This is a genomic window from Acidobacteriota bacterium, from assembly GCA_003225175.1.
In the GTDB taxonomy this organism is placed as follows: domain Bacteria; phylum Acidobacteriota; class Terriglobia; order Terriglobales; family Acidobacteriaceae; genus Gp1-AA112.
The window spans coordinates 1-12,760 of record QIBA01000045.1 but is presented as its reverse complement, the minus strand read 5'-3'; the positions used below and the strand labels follow the sequence as shown (position 1 = coordinate 12,760).

General features: G+C 54.1%; 11 protein-coding genes. 4 read left to right on the top strand and 7 right to left on the bottom strand.

Annotated features, from left to right (window positions below):
• Window positions 1-10: 10 nt before the first annotated feature.
• The 3 genes from zwf (at window position 11) to DMG62_11835 (ending at window position 2,979) form a co-directional block, all read left to right on the top strand.
• A complete protein-coding gene (zwf, locus tag DMG62_11845) occupies window positions 11-1,561 on the top strand; it encodes a glucose-6-phosphate dehydrogenase (GenBank protein ID PYY22700.1) in 1,551 nt (516 codons plus the stop codon).
• A gap of 44 nt (window positions 1,562-1,605) precedes the next feature.
• Complete coding sequence (locus DMG62_11840) at window positions 1,606-2,436, top strand: hypothetical protein (protein ID PYY22699.1); 831 nt, start codon at window positions 1,606-1,608, stop codon at window positions 2,434-2,436.
• A gap of 81 nt (window positions 2,437-2,517) precedes the next feature.
• Window positions 2,518-2,979, top strand: a complete 462-nt coding sequence (locus DMG62_11835) for a hypothetical protein (GenBank protein PYY22698.1) — start codon at window positions 2,518-2,520, stop codon at window positions 2,977-2,979.
• A 9-nt stretch (window positions 2,980-2,988) separates the two neighbouring features.
• On the opposite strand, the gene DMG62_11830 is transcribed toward DMG62_11835, so the two are convergent.
• The 6 genes from DMG62_11830 to DMG62_11805 all read right to left on the bottom strand — a co-directional run bounded on the left by DMG62_11830 (window position 2,989) and on the right by DMG62_11805 (window position 10,084).
• A complete protein-coding gene (locus DMG62_11830; GenBank protein ID PYY22697.1) occupies window positions 2,989-4,596 on the bottom strand; it encodes a peptidase M28 in 1,608 nt (535 codons plus the stop codon).
• Window positions 4,597-4,674: 78 nt separating this feature from the next.
• Window positions 4,675-5,868 carry a hypothetical protein gene (locus DMG62_11825; protein ID PYY22696.1) on the bottom strand — a complete coding sequence of 398 codons (1,194 nt, stop codon included), beginning with the start codon at window positions 5,866-5,868 and terminating at the stop codon, window positions 4,675-4,677.
• Window positions 5,869-5,999: 131 nt separating this feature from the next.
• Complete coding sequence (locus DMG62_11820; protein PYY22695.1) at window positions 6,000-7,058, bottom strand: aminopeptidase; 1,059 nt, start codon at window positions 7,056-7,058, stop codon at window positions 6,000-6,002.
• Complete coding sequence (locus tag DMG62_11815; GenBank protein PYY22694.1) at window positions 7,058-8,191, bottom strand: carboxylate-amine ligase; 1,134 nt, start codon at window positions 8,189-8,191, stop codon at window positions 7,058-7,060. Before DMG62_11815 ends, DMG62_11820 begins: the two co-directional genes overlap by 1 nt.
• An 11-nt stretch (window positions 8,192-8,202) precedes the next feature.
• Window positions 8,203-9,228, bottom strand: a complete 1,026-nt coding sequence (locus DMG62_11810) for a hypothetical protein (GenBank protein PYY22693.1) — start codon at window positions 9,226-9,228, stop codon at window positions 8,203-8,205.
• A 142-nt stretch (window positions 9,229-9,370) separates the two neighbouring features.
• The gene (locus DMG62_11805) at window positions 9,371-10,084 is read right to left on the bottom strand and encodes an esterase (GenBank protein ID PYY22692.1); all 714 of its coding nucleotides are present in this window, start codon (window positions 10,082-10,084) and stop codon (window positions 9,371-9,373) included.
• A 212-nt stretch (window positions 10,085-10,296) separates the two neighbouring features.
• Between DMG62_11805 and DMG62_11800 the strand changes: the two genes are divergently transcribed.
• Entirely contained in the window at window positions 10,297-11,160 is an 864-nt protein-coding gene (locus DMG62_11800) for an esterase (protein PYY22691.1), read from the top strand.
• Window positions 11,161-11,174: 14 nt separating this feature from the next.
• On the opposite strand, the gene DMG62_11795 is transcribed toward DMG62_11800, so the two are convergent.
• Entirely contained in the window at window positions 11,175-12,629 is a 1,455-nt protein-coding gene (locus tag DMG62_11795; protein ID PYY22757.1) for a glycogen synthase GlgA, read from the bottom strand.
• Between the last annotated feature and the right edge of the window lie 131 nt (window positions 12,630-12,760).

The window sequence follows — 12,760 nt, the reverse complement described above, 5'->3', positions numbered from 1 at the left end:
AGGATTTGAGATGGCGACAATTGTTGAAGCGAGACCTACGGCTGCTTACACAACTCCCGCTCTGCCCAAGGCGGACTCCTGCATCCTTGTAATCTTTGGCGCGACAGGAGACCTCACCCGACGCAAGCTGATTCCGGCGCTCTACGATCTCGCCTGTGTCGGGTGCATGTCGCCGCACTTCGATATCGTCGGGATGGGCAGGAAGCAACTCTCAGACGAAGAGTTTCGCGACAGTCTGGAGGAAGCGGCGGCTCATTCGAAGGACGCGCGTAACTTTTCTGCCGAAGGCTGGCGCGAATTCGCCAAGCGTATCCGCTACTTCACTGCTGACACCGACGACCCTGAAATCTATCCGCGCCTCGCGAAGTACCTCGCAGACATGCGAGGCAAAGACTGCAGCCCCAACCTGCTTTTTTATCTCGCAACGCCCAGTTCTTTATTTGATGAGATCATCAGGGGACTCGGAGCCGCTGGACTACACCGCAACGAGAAAGGGTGGACGCGGATTGTCATAGAGAAGCCGTTTGGCCACGATCTGGATTCGGCGCGCAGGTTGAATGAAGTGCTTCGTTCTGTATTCCAGGAGGAAGATGTCTATCGCATCGACCACTATCTCGGCAAAGAAACTGTCCAGAATATTTTGGTGTTCCGCTTCGGGAACCTGCTCTTCGAACCGATCTGGAATCGAAACTACATCGACTACGTGGAAATCACCGCCGCCGAGATTCTCGGGGTGGAGCAGCGCGCCGGCTTCTACGAAGAAACCGGAGCCTTGCGCGACATGGTTGCCAACCACATGCTTCAACTGCTCAGCCTCACCGCGATGGAGCCGCCGTTGGCTTTCGATGCCAGCTCGGTTCGTGGCAAAAAGGTAGAAGTGCTAAGCGCCATCCGGCCGATGAGTGTTGAAGAAGTTCCCGATCGTACGGTGCGCGGACAATATGGGCAGGGCCAAATCGACGGCAAACCCGTACCCGGTTATCGCCAGGAGCCAGGAGTTTCCCCCAATTCGAAGATCGAAACCTACGCGGCTGTGCAATTCTTCATCGACAACTGGCGCTGGGCTGGGGTTCCCTTCTCTCTAAGGACGGGCAAGAGGCTCTCCCGCAACCTGACGGAAATTGCAGTTCACTTCAAACGAACTCCTCAGACCCTGTTTGCACATGAGAGCGACCACGAAATTGAGCGTAACGTCATCGCCTTCCGCATTCAGCCGAACGAAGGCATCTCGGTAGATTTCGCCGCGAAACGGCCCGGAACGGAGATGCACACCGCCAACGTCCAACTCAATTTCCGTTATCGCGAGGCATTTGGCACAAAAAGTCCGGTGGCTTACGAGACGTTGCTGCTGGACGCCATGCGCGGGGATGCGACGTTGTTCACTCGCCGCGATGAAGCCGAGGCCGAGTGGCGGCTGATTACGCCGATCGAGGACGCCTGGGCAGAACTTCGTGCTCCAAACTTCCCAAACTACCCGGCAGGTAGTGCAGGGCCCGAGGGAGCGGACTTGTTGATCGCGCGTCAGGGCTGGAGTTGGCGCACACTTGACCCGCTCGCCTGACCTGGAGCCGATTTCTCCTGGATTAGCAGAGTTGCTGACCTGGAATGCACTCCAAATACACGGGAGTAGCACACAACGCAGCCGAAGCTCTCCTCATCCATACACACGAAGCTCTCAATGAGCCTTTGAAGAGGATAGGGAGAGTACTAATGAAGAGTTTATTTTTGACACTGTTCCTGCTTGCATTCGGCACGGTCACATTCGCGCAAACGGACACTTCGAAGAGCAAGCTCGAGGACGATCATCCAGCCGTTGCCAAGCGTTTTGATGAAGCTACTTCAACATTGAAAGAAATGTTTGGTGCGCCCGATAAGGGAGTTCCGTCAGACTTGCTGAGCCATGCGAAATGCGTGGTCATCATCCCGAACCAGAAGAAAGCTGCACTGGGATTCGGTGGAAGCTATGGCCGCGGCTTCGCGACTTGCCGTCTTTCCAATAACACTGCGCAATGGAGCGCACCGGCACCCGTGTTCCTTGGTGGAGGAAGCTGGGGAGCGCAGATCGGTGGTTCCTCGACGGACATTCTCATGCTCGTCATGAACGACAAGGGCGTGCAGAAGCTGCTTTCCAGCAAGTTCAAAGTCGGTGTGGACGCCAGCGCTGCTGCCGGTCCGGTTGGGCGAACGGTTGCTGCGGACACCAACATTAAATTGGACTCTGAAATCCTGACCTATTCGCGGACAAAAGGCCTCTTCGCCGGCATCGACATCAACGGTGCTGAGGTGAAACAGGATGATAAATCGACGAAGGACGTCTATGGACGCGAAGTTCCCTTCACGCAAATCTTGAACGGACAAATCCGTACGCCTGGGTCGGCTCGAGAGTTCATTGCCGAAGTTCATCGTGACTTCGCCGAAGCGCGCGCCAGTAAGTAACCAACTCCTGACAACAGACCCCGCTCCGGCGGGGTCTGTTCTTTTTGTGGCATACACTGATCCCCGCACATCTACACCGGCATGTTGAACCAACTTGCAGTAGCGCGTCTGCGTGACCAACTCGACTCGCTTAGCGCGTTCGTCGCAAATAAAACTGCTGACGAATGGAATCGCGTGCCTGCTTCTGGAAAATGGTCCGCAAGGGTGAACCTCGCCCATCTTTGCCGATACCACGAAGTATTTCTCGAACGCCTGAATCGCATTCTGCGCGAAGATCGGCCTCAGTTTGGGCGCTATCGCGCAGAAGATGACGAGCTATGGCCATCGTGGTCACCTCTACCTGTAGATCTGCTGCTCGCGCGCATCCGACAACTTCGCAGAGACGTGCGCAGCCAGCTCAGCTCTCTTTCTGATGAGCAACTCGCAAGGACAGGTATCCATCCCGTTTTGGGCGAGATGGATGTCCCACTCTGGCTTGAGTTCTTCTTGCTACACGAGGCTCATCACCTCTACGCCATCCTGTTTCGTCTGCGCGAGTCCTGAAGCTGAGCTTCAATCTCCGCTGCTGGTGTGCGCGTAGCGACGGAAAAAACTCTCCTGCTTCCACTCTGGCCGTTTGTCGTTATCTGCGATCGTTAGCATCAGCTGACTGATCACCTGTTCGTACTTGCCCGCCGCGTTTTGATCGATGGGCTGGTTCAGGTCGTCTGAAGGAGCGTGATAACGTTCATGCAGCCAGTCATGAAAGGCCTTGTCCTCTGCAGATCCCGGTTTGTATCCGACCTTCATTGTGATCGCGGGGATTCCGTGACGAATGAAGTTGTACTGGTCACTGCGAATGAAGCTGTTGCGCTGCGGCTCAGGATCGTCTTGCACCTCGACTCCGTCTTTCTCCGCTACTCGGCGCAGATCGTCGCCAAGATCTGATTCCTTGAGTCCATAGGCCGTCACCGCCTTCATGGGATACAGCGGCAGGAACATGTCAATATTAATATTCGCTGCCATCGACTTCGCTGGGACCGTCGGATGCGCTGTGAAATATTTTGATCCGAGTAATCCTTTCTCCTCGCCTGTAACGAAGACGAAGAGCAGCGACCGCTTCGGTTTCTCCGGCGAACTCTTCAGCGCGGCGGCTACATCGAGCAGCACGGCATCGCCGGAAGCATTGTCCATGGCACCGTTGTAGAGCTTGTCTCCGTTAATCGGCTCGCCTATGCCGAGATGATCGATGTGCGCTGAGAGAACAACATATTCGTTATTCCGAGTTGGATCCGTGCCAGTCAGCTTGCCAATCACATTTGCTGACTCGACCGGACGCGTGACAGTCTTTGTGCGAGCGCGGAGCGAAATGTTGAGCGGAAAGCGCGGGAGCTGTTTGCGATCTTTACTGGCGTCCAGAATCTGCTGAAAGGAATGGCCGGAGGCGGAGAAGAACTTGTCGGCGCGCGCAGGATTGATAACGCCGCCGATCTTTTCACCGGCAGTCTCATTGAACTCCGCTCCCACGAGATCCATGCTTGGATGGGTGCGCGACAAACTCATTCGCGACCATGGAATATCCATCGACGCAGGATTGGGAATATTGAAAGCGCCAATTGCTCCGGCCGCCTTCAAAGCCTTCCAGCGCTCGGCAACAGTCGAATAATGCGACCCAAGAGGTCCAGGGATGTTCGATGGAATTCCGCCAAAAATCACTGCGATCTTTCCTTTGAGGTCGAGGTCGGCGAGATCGTCGTAGTTCAGTTCTGGAACTTTCAAGCCGTAGCCAACGAAGACGAGCGGCGCTTCTACCTGAGGAGCAAGCTCCGCCCGCGTTGAGAAGAAGGCATCCTCTCCCAGGGTCAAGGGTTCAGCTTTGCCGTCTTTCACCAGCGCCATGCTGGAGTTCTTCTCGTCAATCTCGCGTGAAGTTAGCTTCACCGGTTGGTAGTAGCCGTTCTCGCCGGCGGGCTCAACGCCGGACTGCTTCAGCTGGTTAACTACGTACGCCTCCGCTCGCTTCAATCCAGGGCTGCCGGTTTCACGTCCTTCCATGTCGTCATCGGCCAGAACCTTAACGTGATCCCACCAGCTCTTGCCATCAAACTCCTTGGGCGGATTCGGCACATCCTGTGCAGCAAGCAGGACGGTGCTCACGACGAGAACAGCAACTCTACTCATAGACTCTCCTGGAAACTGTAATGGTAGAGACGCAGCATGCTGCGTCTATACCTGGACAAACAGAAAAGGATAGCAGGATCAGTCGGCCCAAAGTCCGGCTGAGCCACCAACCCATTCGAGATTGCGATTGTGATCAACGCCCATCATCTTGCCGCGCCCCATCCGCACTAGAGTGAGCACCGGTGTGGGCTGCGGGTCGCCATCGCGCCAGATGTACATAATGCGAATCTCCGCCTGCGTCATACCATGAGGAGTATCGATTACTGGCTCAAACGCGATCCGCTCCTGAATGATGTACTCGTGGCGTTGCTGTTGTGGAATCGCAGCGATGTCTTCGTCCGTTGGCGCAAACTTGATCCCGATTCCCGCAAACGAATAGAGCGGCTTGAGCAGATAGTTTTCTCGATCGCCAGGCAATGAATCGAGTTCATCAAGAAACCATGTGCGCGGCACGGACGCGTGTTTCAGAAAAGGAATAGAAAATTTACTGATACGAAAATACCAGTTGGGATGACCGGCCCACTCGACATCGAGATCGTCACGTAAGTCGAACGGCAGCTTGATCGCCTTTCGTATGACCTCATCGACGATCATGCGATTGTAGATTCGCTCTACTCGGACTTGCTTGCCATGTTTCTCATAATAGAGCGCTCTTCCCTGCTTCAGCAGGTCGAGGACATTCACTGTCTCAATACCACACAGCTCTTTCGTAAGCAGAAAATCCGGAAGCGTCTTTTGCTCCATTGGATCGATCTCAAGCAGGATCACGTTCTCCGGAGAATGTTCTCCGACAATTGCTTGGCGCAGAAGCTGGTGATAGCTGTCGAAATCGAGTCCCGACAGGAAAGCATGCGTCGCCGGATCGAGCGAATAGCTCTTGCGATATTCCTGCGTGAGTGCGGGCTGATATGCATAGAGCGAAGGGAACGCTTGCAGCTCCACCAACTTAGGTTCTACCTTGCCGCGTGTGCAAGTGAGGCCGAAGTCGACCTGCAAGAACATTGGGTGATTCGACTCGTTCGGCACGTTGTATTCGCTCGGAATCGTTGCGTCGGACTGCTTGCGATACGCCCCACTGTCGAGCAGTTGGTTCACAAGCATTGTGCCTTCTTCGGCCATCTTGTCTAGTAGTGATTTAGGGAAAAAGCAGGGGGTTTCCGCAACGCGGAATTTCACTGGTGTGCCACAGCGGCGGTCAAGTGCTGTAAGGAATTTTCTGTACTTCTCGGGAGTGAATTGCTGATTAAACGCGCGACGAAGGTGCGGAATCATGCGCCCGACATTTTAAACATCAACCATCGGCAGTGCGTGCCGTTCGGGCCAAAGTGGAGATTCCTCGCCGAAGGCGGTTCGCAATGACAAAAGGCCTCTCCGTGACCCCGTGACTCCGTGGTGAATAGATCTTAAGCCTCCATCAAAAACTTGCCTTCGCGCATGATTTGCTGATCATCGACCCAAATATCAAATCTTCGCCCAACAACATCGATGTGAGTCGATGAGTACCACTTGGCGCCGGTGTGCTCTCCATAAGGATTGCCGAATGCGATATGGATGCCAGGAAATTTCTCATCCTGCAGGATGTGCCCGATCACGTCTTTTAATTCGATGTTGGTGCCAATAGCGAACTCACCGACACGATCGCTGTTGTCATCAGTATGGGTGTATGCCCAGAAATCCTGCTCCAATTCTTTGTTGTCGCTATAAGCTTCGGTCAGCCGATTCCCTTTTACCCGGATCGTGAGCGGCGTCTGCTTGAGATCGCCGAATTTCGCGCACAGATAATCTCCGACAACTCCATCGATCACGTAGGTGCCGTTCACTTCGCCCGGCGTAGTAAAGATCTCGCCACCAGGTAGATTTCCCCACTTGTCAGGACTGATCAGACCGCTGGTTTTGAGCCACCTGTAGCTCGGTTCGATATCGGCAACGAAATCGCTTCCCGCAGGCGTCCGGGCTTTGATCTGCTTTGCCCCGCTCACCATTTCCAGGACTTTGCTGCTGATGCGATCCACTTTCAGAAAGTCTGCGCGCATGCCTTCGAGCATGATCTGCCGGTTAATGTTCACCATGTGCGCGTGCCGGATATGCCGGCGATTTACGATGTCGGTCATCTGCATGCGCGAGCGCAGCTCGTTGGTCTGGACCTGAACCGCGAAGATACTGACCTGACTGGTTTCGAGGTCATCGGCGATCTCTACCGGTAGGCCGGTCAGCGGTCGCGAAGCGAGATCTTCGAGGACAAATGCATTGAAAGGAGAACCCACGGTCTCCACTTCTCTTGCAATGCTCGCCGCAATCTCGCGGCTCACAAGATCGGTAATGATCGTGACTTTTTCCGTTGGCTGAATGCGGAGGCAAATGCGAACCGCATTGCGGGCTCCGGGAGCCAATTCCGGATCGATTGGAACGTTAAGGCGATCTGGCGTGCGGATTGCGCTGTCGCGCGTACTAACTACTCCCATCAGTGAGTCACCGAAGCGGTTTCGGTGTCAAACACGCCTACCTTCGTCTCTTCCACCATGTAGTCGACCACTTTCTTCAGATCTCCGGTTTCTTCAAACGCCTTGAGCTGACGGTCAGCGCCGTTCCCCATCTCAAGGATACGATGAATATAGTTGATCTCTTCCCGGCTATCTAGCTCGTCGAGCACATCGTCAACAAACTCCAGATATTCGTAAATGAGATCGCGCTCGTTGACCTCGGCTTCAATGCCGAAGTCGATCAGTTTGCCGTCGAGACCATAGCGAGCAGCGCGCCATTTGTTTTCCATGAGCAGTGCCCGCCCATAGATGCGAAATCCCTGGTTGCGCGAGTGCAACCTATAGAGCTTCGCGATGGTGGCCTGAATAAGAGCAGCCAGCGCAATCGTCTCTTCGAGACGCATGGGAATATCGCACACTCGGAACTCGAGTGTATTGAAGAACGGATGCGGGCGGATATCCCACCATATCTTCTTAGCGTTATCGATGCAGTTGGTCTTGATGAGTAAATTCACGAAGTTCTCGTACTCCGACCAGCTGGAATACGAATTGGGAATGTTGGTTCGCGGGAATTTGTCGAACACTTTGCAGCGATAGGACTTTAGTCCCGTATTCATTCCCAACCAGAATGGAGAATTCGCAGAAAGCGCGAGAAGGTGCGGCAGAAAATAGCGTGCCTGGTTCATCACATGGATCGTGGTTTCACGATCCTCAATACCGACGTGGACATGTAATCCGAAGATCAGGTTGGCGCGTGCCACAAGCTGCAAGTCCTCGACGACTTTGCGGTAGCGCTCGTCCGGATAAATTTCCTGCGATCGCCAATCGGCAAAGGGATGCGTAGCGCCTGCGGCGAGCAAGAGTCCATTGTCTTTGGCGAGCTTGATCATGTCGTGGCGCAGCTTGCGAATGTCCTTCTTGGCCTCCTTGATGTTCTTGCAAACGCCAGTTCCCACTTCTACGACAGACTGGTGCATCTCCGCCTTGATCTGCTCTTCCATGATTCGCTTGCCCTTGGCGATGATCTCGCTGTGGATGTGCGAACGCAGATCTCGGGTCTCAGGATCGATTGTCTGATATTCCTCTTCAATACCGATGGTGAATGACGGCTTCATGGTGTTTTCGCTCAGGCACTCAAACCCGTTTGCGCTGGAGCCTTGATTCGCGTTTTTGTTGGCGATTTCACGGCAGTGGTCTTTGAAGAGCCAGACGATCCGCCTGCAAGGAAGGCCGACCAGCGCAGCTCTCGAGCTGGATTCTCGTCGCTCAATGCTTTCTTCACAGCCAGCTCTGCGACGGCATTGACGATCCAGTCGAAGTTATCTTGTCCCACGGAATTCACGTCCGCATCCGGAGCTGGATTCATGAAATCGATTGCATACGGAATTCGGTCCTCGCACGCGAACTCGACCGTGTTCAAGTCGTACCCGAGTGCCCGGCAAAGCGTGAGCGCATCGCGCTCCACTCGTTCCAGCAGCTTAGGATCGATCTTCGGACCATCTTTCACATATCGCTCGTGATGTGGTCGCCGAGGATCGTATTGCATGATGTGTACCTTCTCTTGCCCGACAACGTAGCAACGGAAGTATTCCTGGAACTTCACTGCGCGCTGCAGCGTCATGCAGAGATCGCGCGTCTGATCGTAGGCACGGAAGAAATCTTCGGGCGTGTGCACGTGATACACGTCGCGCCATCCTCCACCATTGAATGGCTTGAGAAACGCTGGGAATTTGACATATTGGAAGACCTCATCCCAATTCATGGGATAGATCAGGTTGCGCATGGATTGATCGGTCGTTCCCGGTGGATGCTCCTTATGCGGCAGGATCACGGTCGGCGGCACCGCAACACCCAACTTCTCGGCCAGCGCGTAGTTGAAGAATTTATCGTCGGCGCTCCACCAAAATGAATTGTTGATCACGATCGTGCCGTTGAGGGCGGCGTTCTTCAGATACGCACGATAAAACGGAATGTCATGCGAGATGCGATCAACGATCACGCTGTAGCCGCTTGGCTCCGCCATACGAATGCCGCCAATCTTGATGAACTCCGCATGTACGTCGCGATTACCCATGGAATTGACTTTTTCGACGAAGGCGCCAGGAAAAGTGTTCTCCATGCCAAAGATGATGCCGATTTTGTGAGTGGCCATTTGAGGCTCCAGAGGGGTCTTCTATTCTACTTCTTTGAGCACATGCCGGCCTCCAGCCCAGGCTGCGCAGCAGCCATAGTCCGCCGAATGGCCGGGCTCGCGCTTTCGCCAATGGCTAATGGATCATCGCTAATTGCTGCCTTTATGCGAAATACACCTGCGCCATTCGTTGCCACCAGGGCCAATCGTGGCCGGTCTGATCGCGCCATACATCGAGCCGATGTGGAATATGCTTGTCCCGCATGATTTCGGCGAGACGTTCGTTTTCGTTCCAGCACATGTCGTGCTCTCCTGTCGCTAATACATACTTGTTCTGCCGGCAGCGATCCAGATGCCAGCCATCGCTTATGTTGCGTAAATAATGTGGAGGATTGTTGAAGTAAACGTCATCGTCGTAGTAGCCGTTTAGAAATTGAATGATGTCGAATGCCCCGCCCATGCTCACGCTCCCACTTACCAAATCGGGATGGCGCAAGGCCAGGTTCATGGCGTGATATGCGCCGAACGAACATCCCGTAGTGGCGAGATCCCAGCGCGAATTCTTCAATTTAATCAGCGGGACGACTTCGTGCAGCACATAGTCTTCATATTGCACGTGGCGTGCAATCCGCCAGCGGGGAGGAACATTCTTGTTGTACCAGCTCTCGCTGTCAACGCTGTCAACGCAATAGAGCTGCAAGCCTCCACTCTCAATCTTGCGCCAGATTGCGCCCACCATGCCGCGATCCTCAAACTCAAAAAAGCGACCCTGCGAAGTGGGGAACACGATTGCGGGCAAGCCGGCATGCCCGAAGACCAACAGCTCCATATCGCGTCCAAGACGCGGTGACCACCATTTGTGATACTCGCGGTTCATGGAAATAGGCTTTCGGCTGGTCGGCCTTCGGCATTCAGCCAACCAAGCTTTTCGTGTGACTCACGCGGAGGCTTTCGTCACGGCCCAATTCCCTTTGCGGCCTGGACCAAACTGATAGTTGGCCGAATGCCGACAGCCGAATGCCGCTCATAGCCGCGCCGCACGATTTCCGCTTGCAACATTGAGTGCGCCGTGTACTCTAACAGCAAAGGATGTCTACTGAAAATTTCGACATTGCAGAAGCCAATGGCGCGGAGCAGGTTTCTCAATCCGCGCCGGAAGTAGAAACATCACAAACTGATGTTCACAACACCGACAGAGTTCAGCGCCACCACAACTTCATCTCTAACTTCGTGCCTTATCGTCGCGATCTAGTCGTTTATCTTCCGCCAAACTACGAACACAGTGAGAGCCGCTACCCGGTTCTATATCTACACGACGGCCAGAACCTGTTTGATCCTGAGACCGCTTACGTCCGGGGAATGGATTGGAAGGTCGATGAGACTGCCGAGGCGCTAATCCGATCCGGTGAGATAGAACCCTTGATCATCGTAGGCATCTACAACACCGGGAAGCACCGCATCGAAGAGTACACGCCTACTCGCGACCGCAAGCTTGGTGGCGGACATGCCGAGCTCTACGGACGCATGCTCGTCGAAGAGCTTAAGCCTTTTATCGAAGCGCGCTACCGCACCCTGCGTGACGCGCACCATACCGGTCTTGGCGGATCATCACTCGGCGGACTCGCAACTCTCTATCTGGGATTCACACATCCTGAGGTCTTCGGCAAAGTAGCGGTGCTTTCTCCTTCCCTCTGGTGGGACAACAAAGCCATTCTCAAGATCATTCAGAAGACCCAGCCGAAGCCGCGACTGAAAATCTGGCTCTCGATGGGTACGGAGGAAAGTAAGACTGGAGTGCGCGATGCCAATCTTCTCGACCAGGCACTTATCGCCAGAGGATGGCGTGAAGGCGACGATCTGCATTACGAAGTCATTCCCGGAGCCAAGCACGAAGAAGCTGCCTGGGCAGATCGCGTAGAACCGGTATTGCGATTCTTATTTCCCAGCAGGTAAGTGGGAATCAAACATCATTTTGGTACCCGGACCAATCGCGCTTTCTCGTAAACACTGACGTACTCACGAGCGGGCTGCTCCCAGGAAAAGTTCTGACTCATGCCATTGAGCATTAACTGCTTCCAGTCCTCCTTGTTCTTGAAGGTTGAAAGCGCCTGTCGCACTGCGACGATCAGTTGCGCCGGATCGTAGCGCGCAAACTTGAACCCGGTTCCGGTCCGAGTCTTAGGATTCCATTGTTCAACCGTATCCTCGAGGCCACCCGTAGCTCTAACCACGGGTACGGTTCCGTATCTCATGCTATATATCTGGGTCAGGCCGCAAGGTTCATAGTGGGACGGCATGAGGAAAATGTCGCTTCCGGCTTCGACCAGATGGGCCAGCGAATTGTCGTAAGCGATTTTCACCGACAAGCGATCTGGAAAGCTTCGGCGCAGGGTCTGAAACATCGCTTCATAATGCTTGTCACCGGTTCCGAGAACGACCAGGACGACGTCCTCCCGCAGCAGCCGGGGCAAAGCAGTTTCTATCAAATCAAATCCTTTTTGAGCCGCAAAGCGCGAGATAATTCCGATGATTGGGGACTGCAGTCTAGCCTTTGATATTCCGTATTGCTCGAGCAAGGCTTCCTTACAATTCGCCTTGCCACTGAGGTCGGAACCAGAGAATCTCGCCGGAAGATAGCGGTCTGCTGCGGGATTCCACTCGCCGTAGTCAGCTCCGTTCACAATTCCGATTAAACGATCGCGTTTCTTCGAGACGGTATCCGCAAGTCCAAAAGCGAAATCGTAAGCCTGTATTTCCTTCGCGTAGGTTCGGCTCACTGTTGTTACGTAGTCCGAGTACACGATCCCGCCCTTGAGAAAGTTCACTTTGTCATAGAACTCGAGACGATCCATCGTGAACAGCGACCACGGCAGCAGAAGCTTCGGGATCACGCTGTTGGGAAACAGACCTTGGTATCCAATGTTGTGGATCGTTAACACTGTTCCCGTGAGCGCGAAAGTAGCGTCATGCGAGTACAAACTGCGCAACAACACCGGAATCAAAGATGTCTGCCAATCATGAACGTGGAAAACATCTGGTGGTCCGAATCGCTTGGAGGATTCGATTACTGCGCGGCAAAACATCGTGAAGCGCTCAGCATTGTCCACATAATCGCCATGACTATCACCATAAAGTCCGTCACGATAGCTAAATTCCGGATGGTCGACAAAGTAGAATTGCACTCCGTCGTGCTTTCCGCCGTCTATGATTTGGCAAAAGAGCAGGTAGTCCTGCATTGGAACCGTGAGGTTCGGAATAACGAGCTGCGCTTCCTTCAGGTGAGTTCGCCGGTAGCGCGGCAGGAAAACTGTGAGTTCATGACCCAGTGCAGAAAGCGTTTTTGGAAGAGCGCCAACAACATCGGCAAGACCACCGGTTTTCGAGTACGGTACTCCCTCCGACGCGGCAAACGTGATTCGCAACCAAAGCTCCTTCAGCTTGGATTCGCTACTGATCCGTCTGCACGAGACTTCCCGCGCTGGCCGGAGAACCCGCAATACGCGCTCTCAACAGAGAAGAACCGAGAGGCCAAGGCAAAACGTCGAGTCTAATG